The 17,701-nt window shown below is 63.6% G+C and carries 12 protein-coding genes and 3 pseudogenes; 12 read left to right on the plus strand and 3 right to left on the minus strand.

Going from position 1 to position 17,701, the window contains the following annotated elements; genetic code table 11:
- Window positions 1-210 precede the first annotated feature (210 nt).
- The 11 genes and pseudogenes from KU43P_RS27045 to KU43P_RS12800 all read left to right on the plus strand — a co-directional run.
- A pseudogene (locus KU43P_RS27045) lies at window positions 211-327 on the plus strand (DUF6531 domain-containing protein); the annotation flags it as partial.
- Between the two features lie 238 nt (window positions 328-565).
- Window positions 566-912, plus strand: a pseudogene (locus KU43P_RS12755) (hypothetical protein).
- Between the two features lie 520 nt (window positions 913-1,432).
- Complete coding sequence (locus KU43P_RS12760; protein WP_317663538.1) at window positions 1,433-2,038, plus strand: DUF1963 domain-containing protein; 606 nt, start codon at window positions 1,433-1,435, stop codon at window positions 2,036-2,038.
- Window positions 2,039-2,240: 202 nt separating this feature from the next.
- Window positions 2,241-3,725, plus strand: a pseudogene (locus KU43P_RS12765) (type IV secretion protein Rhs); the annotation flags it as partial.
- A gap of 204 nt (window positions 3,726-3,929) precedes the next feature.
- Complete coding sequence (locus tag KU43P_RS12770) at window positions 3,930-5,105, plus strand: M20 aminoacylase family protein (RefSeq protein ID WP_317663797.1); 1,176 nt, start codon at window positions 3,930-3,932, stop codon at window positions 5,103-5,105.
- 96 nt (window positions 5,106-5,201) lie between these two features.
- On the plus strand, window positions 5,202-6,512 hold the full coding sequence (locus KU43P_RS12775) for a citrate-proton symporter (RefSeq protein WP_317663539.1): 1,311 nt from the start codon (window positions 5,202-5,204) through the stop codon (window positions 6,510-6,512).
- A complete protein-coding gene (locus tag KU43P_RS12780; protein ID WP_317663540.1) occupies window positions 6,509-7,966 on the plus strand; it encodes an amidase in 1,458 nt (485 codons plus the stop codon). The genes KU43P_RS12775 and KU43P_RS12780 overlap by 4 nt, the downstream gene beginning before the upstream one ends.
- Before the next feature lie 69 nt (window positions 7,967-8,035).
- Entirely contained in the window at window positions 8,036-8,824 is a 789-nt protein-coding gene (locus tag KU43P_RS12785) for an IclR family transcriptional regulator (RefSeq protein ID WP_317663542.1), read from the plus strand.
- A 159-nt stretch (window positions 8,825-8,983) separates the two neighbouring features.
- Complete coding sequence (locus KU43P_RS12790; RefSeq protein WP_317663544.1) at window positions 8,984-9,643, plus strand: ABC transporter ATP-binding protein; 660 nt, start codon at window positions 8,984-8,986, stop codon at window positions 9,641-9,643.
- Window positions 9,640-12,093 carry an ABC transporter permease gene (locus KU43P_RS12795; protein ID WP_317663546.1) on the plus strand — a complete coding sequence of 818 codons (2,454 nt, stop codon included), beginning with the start codon at window positions 9,640-9,642 and terminating at the stop codon, window positions 12,091-12,093. Before KU43P_RS12790 ends, KU43P_RS12795 begins: the two co-directional genes overlap by 4 nt.
- The gene (locus tag KU43P_RS12800) at window positions 12,083-13,147 is read left to right on the plus strand and encodes a lipocalin-like domain-containing protein (protein WP_317663548.1); all 1,065 of its coding nucleotides are present in this window, start codon (window positions 12,083-12,085) and stop codon (window positions 13,145-13,147) included. Before KU43P_RS12795 ends, KU43P_RS12800 begins: the two co-directional genes overlap by 11 nt.
- A gap of 162 nt (window positions 13,148-13,309) precedes the next feature.
- Here the strand turns inward: KU43P_RS12800 and KU43P_RS12805 are convergent, their stop codons facing one another.
- The gene (locus KU43P_RS12805) at window positions 13,310-14,497 is read right to left on the minus strand and encodes an MFS transporter (protein ID WP_317663551.1); all 1,188 of its coding nucleotides are present in this window, start codon (window positions 14,495-14,497) and stop codon (window positions 13,310-13,312) included.
- Window positions 14,498-14,633: 136 nt separating this feature from the next.
- Here KU43P_RS12805 and KU43P_RS12810 point away from each other — a divergent pair, with 136 nt between their 5' ends.
- Window positions 14,634-15,539, plus strand: a complete 906-nt coding sequence (locus KU43P_RS12810) for a LysR family transcriptional regulator (protein ID WP_317663552.1) — start codon at window positions 14,634-14,636, stop codon at window positions 15,537-15,539.
- Here KU43P_RS12810 and KU43P_RS12815 read toward each other — a convergent pair.
- Complete coding sequence (locus tag KU43P_RS12815; RefSeq protein WP_317663553.1) at window positions 15,529-16,299, minus strand: substrate-binding domain-containing protein; 771 nt, start codon at window positions 16,297-16,299, stop codon at window positions 15,529-15,531. The genes KU43P_RS12810 and KU43P_RS12815 overlap by 11 nt on opposite strands.
- A 12-nt stretch (window positions 16,300-16,311) precedes the next feature.
- Window positions 16,312-17,604, minus strand: coding sequence for an MFS transporter (locus KU43P_RS12820; RefSeq protein ID WP_317663554.1), 1,293 nt, complete (start codon window positions 17,602-17,604; stop codon window positions 16,312-16,314).
- Window positions 17,605-17,701: the final 97 nt, after the last annotated feature.

The following is a 17,701-nucleotide window of genomic DNA, read 5'->3' on the forward strand; positions in this document are numbered from 1 at the left end:
GCTGTATTGCCCCCAAGTCTTTCTGTGGGGTTGTCGAGCACTGGGCAGGAACGGTGAGATTTATCATTTTCGCTAATTGCTGATCTTTAGAAATATATGTTTGGAGGGCAGGCGCGGGGATACTTATCCCGTCAAGTAGACTTTCGATGCGGATTGGCCAAATAGCCGGCAGACGACATGGTCGAAAGAGTGAGGTGGTAGGTAATCGATCGCGAACTGCGTTCCTATGAAATCGACTTCAGCCTGCCCGGCCTGATGCCCATCGAGTGGTCGCGCTTCTATGCCAGCGACCTCAGCGTGAATAGCGTGCTCGGCCGCGGCTGGGTGCCCTGCTATGCTAGTGCCGCGAGTTGGACATACTGTTTCTAAAGAAGGCGTAGGTATCGTATCTAGAAGCAGTATAAATCCTAGGACAGGACTTCCATTTACGAATGCTCGTGATGTACTCGCACGTGATATCCGGGAGTTGAGAAGAGTCTATCCGGATGTGCCAAATGAAAAGCTTCAAGAGCTTATTGCTATGAATAAATCAATTTATCCAGAAATGCGAAGATAGGGGTTGTTTATGAATGATAAAAAATTTGTGGGCGCAATCTATTCTGAATTGCTTGGAAACAATTTTTCGCAATATAAGAATTCACTCTTGAAGCCCGTTAATGCTGATAAAGACTCATATGCTCGAGCGCGAAATTCTCTGGCGCTATTGAGTGATGATCAAAAAAAGATGTTATAGATTTCCTAAGGCTGGTAATTGCAAATAGCGCATCTGTTTTATTGGGGGCTTTGGATGGAGTTCATTTTCCTGATGATCTTGAAGGTGGCTTTATCGTGACTGTAGACGGTGAGGAGATACAAGGCGACTTGCAGGATATTTTCATCGAAAAAGCACAAGAAGATGGGGTTTATAGCTGATTATTTTTGGCTTTTAATCTGGCTGTGGCTTTAATGTGCCATGGTCAAAGTCGATCTTTAAAACTTAGTTGGTAAAGATTGGCTGGTGCGAAAGCCTCAGCCATTCAGTTATATTTTCCTTGGGCTTAAGGGGCTACGATAACCCGCTCTTTTACTTGCATGTAGGGGATAACCTACAGGCTCATGAGCTACTAAGGCATGAGTTTTTAGTGCAGCAAGAAGTGGCGATGAAATCTACCCGACTTTCTGGAAATCCATCTATCGCACTTGATTTGGATCACCATACGCGAGGCCCTGCAAAAGATACACGCGGAATAGGCGGGGCGCATTGGCATGAGACACAGATTAGATCAAGCCAAGGGCTTGGTAAAAATGAATTTGCATCTAGCCTTAAGCGCGAGTTAGATATAACGTCAGGCGCCTTGCGAAAGTCCGAAGTTCCGGCCAGTAGAGTGAAAGCCCATAAGAAGCAAGCTAAGAAATTTTATCGCAGCCTCAGCGGTTTCCAAGGAGTATAAGAGTGAGGATTCACAAGATAATACCGGCTTCAGATGGAAAATTGCCATTCATGTTTGGTGGCGATAGTGCGCATGTTTCAGAATGGCCAAAAAATCCTGAAGGCCAAGATCTTTTGTTACTGTTTACCATTGATTGTAAAGTCGCAAGGCAACGATTAAGTAGAACAGATCTGCCCGCAAGAGGTTTCTTGCATGTCTTTTCTACGTATGATTCAAACGAATACTTCATTGACTCTATTACCGTTGACGAAGTGCAGCTACAGAAGGGGATGGCTTCTTATACCTGCGTTGTGCACGCTGATGATGTGGAGCCAATTAAATCCCCGCGCCCGTCAATTCCTCTTCAACTTGCAGATTTTGAGGAAACTACGATTGATGATGACGAGCTGTCAGTATTATCTTTGATCGCTGATGAAGCGCCTGCTGGGGCATTGATACCCGTGCAGCTGTCCGTAGACTATAATTTCCTTTGCCAAATATATTCTTCGGATTTTCCTGCGCCATTTGAAGACGCGCTCTACATGACTGATGGGGTGGGTTACTTGTTAATTAATAAACAAATTGGGGGTGGGAAGAGCGATGGCTGCTTTTTTGTTCAGGTTGCATAAGGCCTAAATTTTTATCGCCTTGGCTCACGGTATTCTAATAAATGGTTGTTGGAAAGTAACCCTGTTCGTGGGTATATGTTTAAGGCGTAGATAGGTAGTAATGCTGGATTTGTAAATCGATCTTTAAAACTTTGATTGCTAAAGGCTGGGGCCCTCTTAGCCTTTAAGCTCGCGTCAGAGTCGCGATATGTCACTTTGATACAGCGTCGACAGGGTGCTCGGCCGTGGCTGGGTGTTGCCGTGGGAACAAAGCCTGCGCCGCAACGGCAGCTTCATCTACCTCACCGACAACCAGGGCCGCGAAGTGCCGTTCGTGACTTTGCAGCCGGGTGAGCGGATCTACAACCCGCACGAGCAGGTGTACCTGGTCTGTACCGAGGGTGGCCATTACATCCTGCAGACCCTCGACAACCTGTTCTTCTACTTCGGCGAAGTGCCGGACACCAATACCCACGTGCCGTTGCAACGCCTCGAGAACGCCCTCGGTCACTTCCTGCATTTCACCCGCACGCCGGACGGCACGCTGACCGACATCAGCGCCACCGGCGGCACTCGCGTGCACCTGCACTACGACAATCCGCTGGGTCGCCTGACCGACATCAAGCGGGTAGTGAACAATGAAGCGGTCGAAACGCTCACCCAGTATCGCTACGACGAACACGGCCAGCTCAGCGCGGTGATCAACCGCAACGGCGATACCGTGCGCAGCTTCAGCTACGCCGAAGGCCTGATGGTCAGCCACAGCAACGCGCTGGGCCTGGGTTGCCACTACCGCTGGGAAACCCTCGGCGGTCAGCCACGTGTGGTCGAGCACTGGACCAGCGACGGCGAGCATTTTCAGTTCCGTTACGACTTGGATAACCGCACCAGCTGGGCCACCGACGTCCTCGGCCGCGAGCTGGAAGTGCAGTACAACGCCGACCACCGTGTGATCGCCAGCCGCGACTACGGCGGCGAGCGCTACGCCATCGAGCTGGACGACAACGGCAACATGGTCGGTCTGACATTGGCGGACGGTAATCGCCTGCAGTTCCAGTACGACGAATTCGCCCGCCTGCTCGAAGAGACCGACCCGCTGGGCCGCAAGATCGCCTACGAGTACCACCACCTGACCACGCTGGTGACCCAGGTCAGCTACCCGGACGGCAGCACCTGGCAGGCGCGCTACGACGACCAAGGCAACCTGCTGGCCGAAACCGACGCCCTGGGGCACCTCACCGAATACCTGAACGGCGACGATGGCCTGCCGCATACCATCATCGACGCGACCTACAAGTCCAAATACCTGTGGTGGAACACCCTGGCCCAGGTCGAGCGTTATCAGGATTGCTCGGGCAAAAGTACGTACTACCGCTATGACGATCGCCAGCACCTGGTGGCAGTGACCGATGCGCTTAACCAGACCACCACGCTGGAGCGCAAGCCGGATGGCGAGGTGCTGCGTATCCATCACCCCGATGGCACTTCGGAATCCTTCACCTACAACGTCTACGGCCAGGTCCTCAGCCACAGCGATGGCAAAGGCCAGACCACGCGTTTGCTGCGCACCGCCCGCGGGTTGCCGAGCAGTCGCCAGGATGCAAAAGGGCAGCGCATTCGCTACGAGTACGACAAGGCGATCCGCCTGACCGCGCTGGTGAACGAGAACAACGCGACCTACAGCTTTGCCTACGATGCGTCGGACCGGAGCATACACAGGCTGCACCCGAAATCTGCTCCGACAGGGGCCGTGAAACCCTCCCTTCTACAACCAGTTCCACTGCGTGGAACCACATTCCGTTGTGCTCCCGCCCTGACTCGCGCTTATCTGTCCCCAGCCACGACCTGCCTTCCCCGTCGTGATCTCAAGCGAACAACAAAAACGGGACCCACCCGCGCGAGGAGATTCCCCATGTCGCAACATCAGCACATCCTGGCCTGGCTCAATGACGTGGCCAGTGACCTGCACGCCATCCGCCACGATATCCATGCCCACCCCGAACTCGGTTTCGAAGAAAGCCGCACCTCGGCCCTGGTCGCCACACTGCTGGAGCAGTGGGGCTACGAAGTGCACACCGGCATCGGCAAGACCGGTGTGGTCGGTGTGCTGCGCAACGGCAGCAGCCCGCGCAAGCTGGGCCTGCGCGCTGACATGGACGCACTGCCGATCGTCGAGGCCACTGGCGCCGAATACAGCAGCCGCCACCAGGGCTGCATGCACGCCTGTGGCCACGACGGGCACACCACCATGCTGCTGGGCGCGGCACGCTACCTGGCGGCGACGCGGCAGTTCGATGGCACGCTGACGCTGATCTTCCAGCCGGCCGAAGAGGGCCAGGGTGGGGCGGAGGCGATGCTGGTGGACGGGCTGCTGGAGCGCTTCCCGTGCGATGCGCTGTTCGGCATGCACAACATGCCCGGGCTGCCGGCGGGGCACCTGGGCTTTCGCGAGGGGCCGATGATGGCGTCGCAAGACTTGCTCACGGTGACCATCGACGGCGTCGGCGGGCATGGCTCGATGCCGCACCTGACGGTCGACCCGCTGGTGGCGGCGGCCAGTGTGGTGATGGCGCTGCAGACGGTGGTGGCGCGCAATATCGATGCCCAGGAAGCGGCCGTGGTGACCGTGGGGGCGCTGCAGGCGGGGGAGGCGGCCAACGTCATTCCCCAGCAGGCGCTGCTGCGCCTGAGCCTGCGCGCGCTGGATGCCAAGGTGCGGGCGCAGACGCTGGAGCGGGTGCGGGCGATCATCACTCAGCAGGCCGAGAGCTTTGGCTGCACCAGCACCATCGAGCATCGCCCGGCGTACCCGGTGCTGGTCAACCATGCCGCGGAAAACGCCTTTGCCACCCAGGTCGGCGTCGAACTGGTCGGCGCCGAGGCGGTGGATGGCAACACCCGCAAGCTGATGGGCAGCGAGGACTTTGCCTGGATGCTGCAGCGCTGCCCGGGCGCCTACCTGTTCATCGGCAACGGCGTGCAGCGGCCGATGGTGCACAACCCTGCCTATGACTTCAACGACGACATCCTGCTGACCGGCGCCGCCTACTGGGGCGCGCTGGCGGAGAGCTGGCTCAAGCCGGCCTGACCCTCCTGTATTGACGACTGCCGCTGGAACCCGGGCGCGCCAGCGCCTGGGCGATCACTTGAACGTTGCTGGCCAACAGAAGATGGAGTGTTCCGCATGCAGATTTCCAATACAGGCGCGTCGCGTACCCGGCAAGTGGTCGCGGCGGTCATCGGCAATGCGCTGGAGTGGTATGACTTTATCGTGTACGGCTTCCTGGCGAGCATCATCGCCCACCAGTTCTTCCCCTCCGACGACGAATACGCCTCGCTGCTGATGGCCCTGGCGACTTTCGGCGTGGGCTTTTTCATGCGCCCGGTGGGTGGTGTGCTGCTGGGCATCTATTCCGACCGCAAGGGGCGCAAGGCGGCGATGCAGCTGATCATTCGGCTGATGACGGTGTCCATCGCGATGATTGCCTTCGCCCCCAACTACCTGGCCATCGGCATGGGCGCGCCGCTGCTGATCGTGGTGGCGCGCATGCTGCAGGGCTTTGCCACTGGTGGCGAGTACGCCAGTGCCACGGCGTTTCTGGTGGAGAGTGCGCCGGCCAACCGTAAGGGGTTGTATGGTTCGTGGCAGCTGGTGGGGCAGTGCCTGGCGGTGTTCTGCGGGGCGGCGATGGTCGCGCTGGTGACCCACCTGTGCACGCCCGAGGCGCTGGACAGCTGGGGCTGGCGGATTCCGTTCATGCTGGGGCTGCTGATCGGGCCGGTGGGGCTGTGGATTCGCAAGCACATGGAGGAGCCGGAAGAGTTTGTTGAGGCACGCAAGCAGGCCAAGGGCCAGGCGCCTGGCCTGATGCAGGTGCTGCGCGAGCATCGGCGCAGCCTGCTGGTATCGATGGGCCTGGCCTGTGGCGCGACGGTGTCGTTCTACGTGGTGCTGGTGAACATGCCGACCTTCGCCCACAAAAACCTCGGTCTGCCGCTGGACCAGGTGCTGCTGGTGCAGATGCTTGCCGTGGGCCTGATGACGGTGGTCATCCCCCTGGCCGGGGCGCTTTCGGACCGGCTGGGCCGGCGGCCGGTGCTGATGGCCTTTACCCTGGCGTTCTTCGTCATGGTCTACCCACTGTACGTCTGGGTGGCGGCGGCGCCGTCCATCGAGCGCCTGCTGGTGATGCAGCTGCTGCTGTGCACGGCCATCGGCGGCTTCTTCGGCCCGGCGCCGACCGCGCTGGCCGAGCAGTTCCCGGTGGCGGTGCGTTCCACCGGCGTGTCGGTGGCCTACAACGTGGCGGTGATGGTGTTCGGGGGCTTTGCGCCGCTGATCGTCACCTGGCTGAGCAAGGTGCTCGGCACCCCGGTGGCGCCGTCGTTCTATGTGCTGTTTGCCTGCCTGCTGACCCTGCTCGGCACCTACTGCCTGAAAGAGGCGCCCCGCGCCGGTAAATCCGTTGCCTACAACCTTGGAGTGAAACCGTGAACGCGTTAGCCATCGACCCGATCGTCAGCCTCGACGCCGAGGCGCTGTCCCAGGCGATCCATGCCCGTGAGTTTTCCTGCCGCGAAGTGATGCAGGCCTACCTGGCGCATATCGAGCGGTTCAACCCTCAGGTCAATGCGCTGGTGTCGTTGCGTGATGCAGAGGCGGTGCTGGCCGAGGCCGACGAGCGCGACCGCGAACTGGCGCGTGGCCAATCGCGTGGCTGGATGCACGGCATGCCCCAGGCAATCAAGGACCTGGCCGCCACGGCCGGGTTGCGCACCACATTGGGTTCGCCGCTGTTCGCCGAGCACGTGCCGACCGAAGATGCGATCAGCGTGGCGCGGATACGCGCGAGCGGGGCGATCATCGTCGGCAAGAGCAATGTGCCGGAGTTCGGCCTGGGCTCGCAGAGCTACAACACGCTGTTCGGCACCACCACCAACGCCTACGACCACGGTCGCGTGGCCGGTGGCAGCAGTGGCGGTGCGGCGGCGGCGCTGGCCATGCGTCTGCTGCCGGTGGCAGACGGCAGCGACATGATGGGCTCGCTGCGCAACCCCGCGGCGTTCAACAACGTGTATGGGCTGCGCCCCTCGCAAGGGCGGGTGCCATTCGGTCCGACGCCGGAGTTGTTCGTGCAGCAGCTGGCCACCGAAGGGCCGATGGGGCGCAGCGTGCAGGACGTGGCGCGGTTGCTGACGGTGCAGGCCGGGCATGACCCGCGCGTGCCGTTGTCGATCAACGCCGGGCCGGTGGATTTTACCGCAGGGCTGTCGCGCAGTTTCAAGGGCACACGGCTGGGCTGGCTGGGCGACTACGACGGCTACCTGCCGATGGAAGACGGGGTCATGGCGCTGTGCCAAGCGGCGCTGGCCGACTTCGCCGAACTGGGTTGCGAGGTCGAAGCCTGTCTGCCCGATTTCGCGCTGGCGCGCTTGTGGCGCTGCTGGCTCACCCATCGCCACTTCCTGGTGCATGGCAGCCTCGGTGCGGCTTATGCCGACCCGGCCAGGCGCGCCTTGCTCAAGCCTGAAGCGAAATGGGAAGTGGAGGGCGGCCTGAGCCTGGGCGCGCAGGACCTGTACCAGGCGTCGGTGGACCGCAGTGCCTGGTACCAAGCCCTCGGCAAGTTGTTCGAGCGTTACGATTTCCTGCTGTTGCCGGCCGCCCAAGTGTTTCCTTTCGACGCAGCCATGCCGTGGCCACAGGTAGTCGGCGGGCGGGCGATGGACACTTACCACCGCTGGATGGAGGTGGTGATCGGCCCGACCCTGGCCGGCTTGCCGAGCATGAGCGTGCCGGTGGGCTTCAATGCTGCCGGCCTGCCCATGGGCCTGCAGATCATCGGCCCGGCCCAGGCCGACCAGGCCGTGCTGCAACTGGCCTTTGCCCACGAACAGCTGACCCGTTGGGTACAGCGCTGCCCACCGAGCTGCCTGCAATCGCGTTGAAGGCCCTGGCCAGGCCCGTATCTTGCTGGGCATGATGACCATCCACGCAGAGACAGGGAGGTCGACCTCATGGGCACTACGCAAACGGGCACGGCAACGGACGGCGGCGGCGTGCGTTCGGTGGAGCGGGCGCTGGCCATCGTCGAGCTGCTGGGCGAGCACCAGGCGCTGGGGCTTGAAGAGCTGCATTACCTGACGACGCTGCCCAAGGCCACGGTGTCGCGCATGCTCGCCACCTTGCAGGAGCAGGGCTGGGTGTATCGCGGCCTGAGCGACCGGCGCTATCGTCTGTGCGCACGGCGGTTGTTCGGCGACCGCCAGCAGCGCTTCAAACGCCAGTTGGTGGAAACGGCCGCGCCCTTGTTGCTGGAGTTGAGCGAGCGCACGGGGCTGGTGGCCGACCTGTCGTGCTTCGACGGCGAGCGGCTGGAGGTGATGGAAAGCGCCATCCCTCAGGTGCTGCGCAAACGCTACCCGAACAACTGCCAGATCGTCGGGCACCATGCCAGCCTGTTCCACTCGGCCATGGGCCGGGCGTGCCTGAAGGAGCTGGCGGTGGATGAGGTACAGCGATTGGCGGTGCACGAGCGGGTGGGGGACGAGGCGCTGTTGCGGGATATCGAGGCGGATGCGCACAAGGGGTTCGGGCAGCGCACCGAGGGGTTCTGGGAGTACCCGGTGCGGTTGCCGTTCCTGATCCGGGCGATTGCCTTGCCGGTGCGGGTGGACGGGCGGTTGGCGGGGAGTATCGCGCTGCACTGGCCGCTGGACCAGGCGCCGGTCGAGCGAGTGTTGAGTCTGCATTTGAACAGCTTGGCGGAGGCGGTGGGGGATGTGCAGCGGGCCGTGGTGAACTAGCGCCCGCGCAATCTTTTGTGGGAGCCGGCTTGCCGGCGATGAGGCCAGGGTAGACAGCCTGTTAGGGCCCTATCGCCGGCAATCCGGCTCCCACAGAAGAGCGATAGGGTCATCTCACCGCCATACTGCAATGACCCTTCCATCGAAAGGCCCCCACCCATGCTGGTCGTCGAACAGCTGCAGAAATCGTTCACCACCGCACAAGGCACGCTGCCAGTGTTGCGCGGTGTCGATCTGACCCTGGCCCGCGGTAGCAGCCTGGCCCTGATGGGCGAATCCGGCAGCGGCAAGAGCACCTTGCTGCACCTGCTGGCCGGCCTCGACCGCGCCGATGGTGGGCGCATCCTCATCGACGGCCACCCCCTGAACCCCCGTGACGAATCCGCCCTGGCCCATTGGCGGCGCGAGGGCATCGGCCTGGTGTTTCAGCAATACAACCTGATCAGCAGCCTCGACGTGGCCGCCAACCTAACCTTTCAGGCTCGCCTGGCGGGGCGTCACGATAAGGACTGGGCGGCGCACCTGGCACAAAGGCTGGGCCTTGCGAACGTGTTGCAGCGCTACCCGGAGCAGCTGTCCGGCGGCCAGCAACAGCGCCTGGCTATCGGCCGTGCACTGGCCGGCCGGCCCGCGCTGCTGCTCGCCGACGAACCCACCGGCAGCCTCGATGAACACAACGGCGACGAGGTGCTGGCCCTGCTGCTGCAACTGGTGGACGAGGCCGACAGCACGCTGCTGATGGTCACCCATAGCCAGCGCCTGGCCGCTCGCTTGCGGCAACGCTGCGTGCTGCACCAGGGCCGGGTGCAAGCGGCATGAACAGCCTTGCGCTGGCCCTGCAGGCGCTGTGCAGCCACTGGCAGCGCCACCGCTTGCAGGGCATCAGCATCTTCACCGGGTTGTGCCTGGCCACGGCGTTATGGGCCGGGGTGCAAGCGCTCAACAGCCAGGCCCGCAACGACTACGCCCAGGCCCGTGCGCTACTGGCCGGGGCGGCGTACCCACAGCTGGTGGCGCGCAGCGGTGAGCGTTTCGACCAGGCGCTGTATGTGCAGTTGCGCCGGCTAGGCTGGCAGGTGACGCCGGTGCTCGAAGGGCGTTTGCAGATTGATTCGCAGCATAGGGTCAGGGTGGTGGGCATCGAGCCGCTGAGCCTGTTGCCGGGCATGGCCGTCGCAGGTGCCGAACCCCAGGCGTTCGACCTGCAGACATTCGTCGGGCCGCCCGGGCAAACGCTGATCGGCCCGGATACCCTGCGCCAACTGGGCCGCAAGGCCGGCGAGCAAGTGCGCACCGTAGAGGGGCAGTTGTTGCCGCCCTTGGCCCTCGGCGCGAACCTCGCGCCGGGTGTGCTGGTGGTCGACATCGGCCAGGCCCAGGCCTTGCTCAAGGCGCCGGGCCAACTGTCGCGGCTGATCAGCCACAGCGACCGGCCGCTGCCAGCGGACCTCGCGGCCAGCCTGAGGCTGCAGCCGGCCAGCGACGACGCCGACCTGCAGCGCCTGACCGACAGTTTCCACCTCAACCTCACCGCACTGGGCCTGCTGGCCTTCGTGGTCGGCCTGTTCATCGCTCATGCGGCCATCGGCTTGGCGCTGGAGCAGCGGCGCGGCCTGATGCGCACCCTGCGCGCCTGTGGCGTGAGCCTGCGTACGTTGCTTACGGCCTTGACCGTGGAACTGGGGCTGTTCGCGCTGCTGGGGGGCTTGGTAGGTGTGCTTGCCGGCTACCTGATTGCTGCCGCGCTGCTGCCCGACTTCGCCTCCAGCCTGCGGGGGCTGTACGGCGCCGAGGTGGCGGGGCAGCTGCATTTGCCATGGCAGTGGTGGCTGACGGGCATGGCGGTGAGCCTGCTCGGGGCCTTGCTGGCCGGGTTCGACAGCTTGCTGCGTGCGGCGCGCCTGCCGTTGCTGGGGCTGGCCCAACCGCAGGCGTGGCGCTTGGCCCAGGTTCCATGGCTGCGCCGTCAGGCATTGGCGGCCGGCGTGTTTCTGGTGGTTGCATTGGGTTGCGGCTATTTCGGCAACAGCCTGCCCAGCGCCTTCGCCTTGCTGGCTGCGTTGTTGCTGGGGGCGGCGCTGCTGCTGCCCGGGCTGCTGGCCCTGCTGCTCGGTGGGCTGGCACGCCAGGCGCGGGCGCCCTTGACCCAGTGGTTCGTGGCCGACAGCAGGCAACAGCTCCCGGCGCTGAGCCTGGCGTTGATGGCGCTGCTGTTGGCATTGGCCGCCAGCATCGGCGTGGGTGGTATGACCGAAGGGTTCCGCCGCACTTTCATGGGGTGGCTCGATCAGCGCCTGGCGGCGGACTTGTATATCACCCCCCATGACAGCCTCCAGGCGCAGCAGCTTTATCAACGGTTGCTCGACGAACCGGCGGTCAAGGCAGTGCTACCGAGCTGGCGGATGGAGGGGCGTTTGCAGCACTGGCCGGTGCAGGTGCAAGGCGTGATCGATCACCCGTTCTACCGAGCGCATTGGCCGCTGCTGGCCAATACGCCAGACGCTTGGGCGCAATGGGCGGCAGGCCAAGGTGCCATGCTCAGCGAGCAGCTGGTGCGACGGCTGCACCTGGCCTTGGGCGACCGCGTGACACTGCCCGGCGAGCCGTCGCAGGCCATGGCACTGGTGGGTATCTACGCCGATTACGGCAACCCCAAGGGCCATGTGCTGGTCAATGCCGACTGGTTGCGCACCCATGCACCGGCCGCCAGCCTGGCTGGCCTGAGCGTGCTGGTGCAGCCCGGGCAGGTGGAGGCGCTCAAGCAAGCGCTGCAGCAGCGCTTTGCTCTGGCGGACAACCAGCTGGTCGAACAGGCCCAGTTGAAGGCCTGGTCGACAGCGATCTTCAGCCGCACCTTCGCCGTCACTGCGGCCCTCAACAGCCTGACCCTAGGCGTGGCTGCGGTGGCGCTGTTCATCAGCCAGCTGACCCTTGGCCAGCGCCGCCTCGGGCAACTGGCGCCCTTGTGGGCCTTGGGCGTGCCGCGCCGCTGGCTGGGTTGGTTGTGCCTGGGCCAGGCGTTGATGCTCAGCGGCTTCACCGTACTCCTGGCGATGCCCCTGGGCCTGTTACTGGCCTGGTGCCTGGTGGCGGTAGTGAACGTGCAGGCATTTGGCTGGCGTTTGCCTTGGCAGGTTTTTCCCGGGCAACTGCTGCAGCTGGCGGTGCTGGGCCTGTTGACCAGCCTGGCGGCCAGCGTCTGGCCGCTGTGGCAACTGGCGCGCAGCCAGCCTAGCCAATTACTGCGCCAGTTCGCCGATGAAGCGTGAAGCCTGGCTGTTGCTGGCCTGCCTGCTGCTGGGTGGGTGCGACGTGCCTGCGCCGGCGCCCAAGGGTTATGCCGGCCTGGGCAGCGAGGCCGGGGCGTTCCGGCAGGTGACGCCCGGCGTGTCGCTGGTGTTCCCCCGCGACCACGGCGCCCATGAGGGCTACCGCATCGAGTGGTGGTACATCACCGCCAACCTCGAAGATGCCCAGGGCCGCGCCTGGGGTGCGCAATGGACCTTGTTCCGCTCGGCATTACGCCCGGGGCCGGAAACCCACGACTGGAACAGCCCCAACCTGTGGATGGGCCACGCGGCGTTGACCGGGCCGGGAGGCCACCAGGTTGGTGAAACGCTGGCGCGGGGCGGGGTGGGGCAGGCGGGCGTGACGGCCGAACCGTTCCAGGCCTGGATCGATGACTGGTCCCTGCAAGGTGATCCCGGTATCGGGCGCCTGCGCATGCAAGCGAGCGGGCAAGGTTTTGCCTACGACCTGCACCTGGCCACCGACAAGCCTTTGGTGCTGCATGGCTTGCAGGGTTACAGCGAAAAGTCCGGCAAGGGCCAGGCGTCGTACTACTACAGCCAGCCGTTCTACCAGGTGACTGGCGAGGTCGAGCGCGCAGGCCAGCGTATTGCGGTGACTGGCCAGGCTTGGCTGGACCGGGAATGGAGCAGCCAGCCGCTGGCGGCGGGGCAGCGGGGGTGGGACTGGTTTTCGTTGCATCTGGAGGGTGGCGCCAAGTTGATGCTGTTCCAGGTGCGTGAAGACAAGGGCCAGCCCTATCGGGCCGGGACCTGGGTCGATGCCCAGGGGCAGTCGCGGGCGTTGCAAGGCGCGGAGATCGAGCTGACACCGCTGGCCTGGGCGCGGCAGGCCAATGGCAAGACGGTGCCCACGCGCTGGCGGGTGCAGGTGCCTTCAGTACGGGTGGATGTCGAGGTCGAGGCGTTGGAGCCGAAGGCCTGGATGACCACGCGGTTCGCGTATTGGGAAGGGCCGGTACGGGTGAAAGGGAGCGAGGCTGGGCGGGGGTATCTGGAGATGACGGGGTATTGAGCGGTGGAGTACAAAAGTGCTCTTGCGTTCCGCGTCCATTGACGCCAGTGATTACCCTGTGGGAGCCGGCTTGCCGGCGATAGGGACCAAGCAGAATGTTTGCCTGCCCCGGCCTCATCGCCGGCAAGCCGGCTCCCACAAGTCTGGTGCCGGCGCTTGAGATCAATGCCCGCCTTTCATTCGCCGCGCCATCAGGTAGATACCCAAGCCCACCAGCGCCGCCGCGGCGCCAATGTATCCGGTACTGGTCCAGCCCAGCCCGGCACTGATCGCCATCCCCCCCAACCACGGCCCCAGCGCATTGGCCAGGTTGAATGCCGCATGGTTGGATGCCGCCGCCAAACTCGGCGCCTCATGGGCAATGTCCATCAAGCGGATCTGCAATGGCGCCGCCAGCGCAATCATGGTACCGACCAACCCGATCCCCAGTAGCAAGCTCCACAACGCCTGAGCAGCAAAGGTGAAGAACAGCAACACCGCCATCGACCACACCAGCACCATGCCCACGGCGCGGAACTGATAGCGGTCGAACAACTTGCCACCGGCAATGTTGCCGACAATGCCACCCACCCCGAACGCCGCCAGGCCAAACGGAATCCACTGCGGCGCCACCTGGGTCACCTGCAGCATGGTCGGCGCCAGGTAGCTGAACACGCAGAACATGCCGGCAAAGCCAATGGACGCGATGCCCAGCGCCATCCATACCTGGGGCAGGCGGAAGGCCTGCAGTTCCTTGCGCGGGTCACTGCGGGCCTCGTCGCGCGGTTGCGGCACATAGCGCGCAACCAGGGCGATGGTGCACAGGGCGATCACCCCCACCAGCACGAAAGCCGAGCGCCAACCGAAGAACTGCCCAAGGAAGGTCGCGATCGGGTTGCCCAGCAACATCGCCAGGGTCAACCCCATCATCACCCGGGCCACGGCGCCCGCCCGCTGGTTGCTCGGCACCATGCTCGACGCCACCACCGCAGCGATGCCGAAATACGCGCCGTGGGGCAGGCCGCTGATGAAGCGGAAGGCCACCAGGCCGGCGAAGGACGGCGCGAAGGCCGTGGCCAGGTTGCCGATGGCATACAGCGCCATCAGCAACAGCAGCAAGTGCTTGCGCAGCAGCTTGGCACCCAGTATCGCCAACGCGGGCGCACCCACCACCACCCCCAGCGCATAGGCGCTGATGGCATGCCCCACCTGCGGCTCGCTCAACTGCAGGTTGTTGGCGATATCGGGCATCAGCCCCATGATCGCGAACTCGCCGGTGCCAATGGCAAAACTGCCCAAGGCCATGGCCGCTTCCATCTTGCCCACTGCGCCCTTGCCGAGGGTGAGCGGGGGTAATTCCTGAACAGACATCGGGATCCTTACTGAAACTGGCTGAAACGTTCAATGCGCGATGATAGACGACATCCCTGCGCGCTGTAACATTTTGCATTAATTGCCGACACTCATAAAATGGCTGCATCAATCCGCCGGTTTCCGAGTGCGCGTCATGGCCATCAACTTCGATCTCAACGACTTGCAAGCCTTTCGGGCGGTGGTCGAGCAAGGCAGCTTTCGCAAGGCTGCGGAGGCGGTGCGTATCTCGCAGCCGGCGCTGAGCCGGCGCATCGACAAGCTGGAGGACGCCCTGGGCGTGCGGCTGTTCGAGCGCACCACCCGCAAGGTCAGCCTGACCCAGGCCGGGCGCGGTTTCATGCCCAGCGTCGAGCGCTTGCTGGACGACCTGGACAACGCCCTGCTGGGCATCAGCGAAGTGGCTTCGACGCGGCTTGGCCAGGTCACGGTCGCCTGCGTACCCTCGGCGGCGTACTACTTCATGCCGCGGGTCATCGCCCACTACCACCGGCAATTCCCGCGGATCAAGGTCAAGGTGCTCGATGCCAGCGCCCACCAGGTGTTAAGCGCAGTGGTCGATGGCGAGGCGGATTTCGGCCTGAGTTTCATGGGCACGCTGGAGGCCGATGTCGAGTTCGAGCCGCTGGTGCAGGAAAGCTACGTGCTGGCGTGTCGGCGCGACCATGCGCTGGCAACGCGCAGCAGCGTGACCTGGGACGAGTTCTACCAGCAGGCCTACATTTCCCTGGGCAAGACCTCCGGCAACCGCTTCCTGCTCGACCAGGCGCTGAGCGGCATCACGCCCCAGCGCCAGAGCATCTGCGAAACCCGCCACGTCACCACCATGATCGGCCTGGTGGAGGCGGGGCTGGGGGTGGCGGCGGTGCCGTCGATGGCGATGCCGGCGGCGGACCACCCGATCCTCACCTCGATCGCGTTGACCGAGCCTCAGGTCATGCGCAGCGTCGGCCTGATCAAGCGCCGGGGCCGTACCTTGACCCCGGCGGCGTTGGCGCTGGAGCGCCTGGTGGTGGACATGAAGGTCGAGGTCAGCGGCTGACCGAATCCAGCCCGGTAGCCTGCACGGTCTGCTGGGCATCAGGCGCGGCCAGGTAGGCGAGCAGGGCCTTGGCCTGTTGCGGATGTTGCGCGTTGAGCGGGATGCCCGCAGCGAAACGCGTTACCGACTGAACGGATTCCGGCAGCTTGCCGACAAAGCTCACCCCCGGCACCGGCAACAGTTCGCTCACTTGCTGGAAACCTACCTGGTAATTGCCCTTGGCAACCTCCGTGGCTACCGGGATTTTCGCGACCATGCTGGCCTTGGGCTTGAGCTGTTCGTCGATGCCCAGCCGCTTGAACAGTTGGTTCTGCACATACACGCCGCTGGCGCTGTCCGAGTACGCCACTGATTGAGCGGCCAGCAGGGTTTTCTTCAGCGCCTCGACGCTGCCGATGTCCGGCTTCGGCGCACCGGCGCGCACCACCATGCCGATCCGCGAGTCGGCCAGCTCCACCCGTGACGCCGGGTCGACCTTGCCTTGGCGGATCAATTCATCGAGCGCGTAGCCAACCATGATCACCACGTCGGCCTTCTCGCCACGGGCCAGGCGGTTTGGAATCGCCTCGGGCGCCTGGCCCATCGAAGGGCCCAGGGCGGTGTCGAGGGTGTTGCCGGTGGCGGCGGCGAATTTCGGGCCGAGCGCCTGGTAGGCCGCGGTGAAACCGCCGGAAGTCATCACCCGCAGCTGTTCGGCGTGGGCCGTGCTGCCCAGGCTCGCGCAGGCGAGCAGGGCGAGGGAGTGCAATACGTTGCGCATGAGCGTGCTCCTTCAGGACAGTGCCGGTTGCAGTTGACCGCGCGAGTTGCGGTAGAGGTACAGCGTCGCGCCCAGGGCGCAGAGCGCGGCAAAACTCATCCAGTAGCCCGGCGCTGCCTTGTCGGCGCTGTACTGGATCAGGAAGGTCGAGATCGCCGGGGTGAAGCCACCGAACACCGCCGTGGCCAGGCTGTAGGCCAGCGAGAAGCCCGCCACCCGCACCTCGGTCGGCATGATTTCGGTCAGCGCAGGGATCATCGCGCCGTTGTACAGGCCGTAGATGAACGACAGCCACAGCAGCACCAGCAGCATGTGCAGGAAGCTGGGCGCGTTGACCAGGAAGGTCAGCGCGGGATAGGCGCTGGCCAGGGTCAGCAGGGTCATGGCGATCAGCACCGGACGGCGCCCGATACGGTCGGACAACGCGCCGCCCAGCGGCAGCCAGATGAAGTTCGACACGCCCACCAGCAAGGTCACCAGCAACGCATCGGCGGTGCTCAGGTGCAGCACGGTCTTGCCGAAGGTGGGGGCGTAAACGGTGATCAGGTAGAACGCGGTGGTGGTCAGCGCCACCATCAGCATGCCGGCGAGCACGGTAGCCCAGTTCTGTAGCAGGGTGCGCAGCACCTCGGCCATCGCCGGGCGGTGCTTGCGTGCGGCGTATTCCTCGGACTCTTCCAGGTTGCGGCGCAGCAGGAAAATGAACGGCACGATCAGGCAGCCGACCATGAACGGAATGCGCCAGCCCCAGTCGGCGATCACCGCCGGTGCCATCCATTGGTTCAGGGCGTAGCCCAGGGCCGCCGCGACGATGATCGCCACTTGCTGGCTGCCCGACTGCCAGCTGGTGAAGAAGCCCTTTCTGCCAGGCGTGGCGATTTCGGCGAGGTACACCGACACACCGCCCAGTTCCGCGCCGGCCGAAAAGCCCTGCAGCAGGCGCCCGACCAGCACCAGGGCGGGAGCGAGCAGGCCGATGGATTCGTAGCCGGGCACCAGCACGATCAGGATCGTGCCGCTGGCCATGATCGACAGGGTGACGATCAGGCCTTTGCGCCGGCCCACTTCGTCGATGTAGGCACCCAGCACCACGGCGCCCAGTGGCCGCATGAGGAAGCCTGCGCCGAACACGGCGAAGGTCATCATCAGGGAGGCGAATTCACTGCTGGCAGGGAAGAACACCGCCGCGATCTGCGTGGCGTAGAAACCGAAGAGGAAGAAGTCGAACTGCTCGAGGAAGTTGCCCGACGTGACCCGGAAGATCGCGCCGGCGCGGGAGCGCCCGGAGGCGGTTGCTGCTGTCATTGCCTGTACTCCATACCGCTTTTGTGACGTGCGCCGCTGGGACGGCGCACGGTTCTTATAGGCGGATGAGGGTGCTACAGGGCTATTGATTAGAGAA

This window comes from Pseudomonas sp. KU43P (assembly GCF_033095865.1).
Lineage (GTDB): Bacteria > Pseudomonadota > Gammaproteobacteria > Pseudomonadales > Pseudomonadaceae > Aquipseudomonas.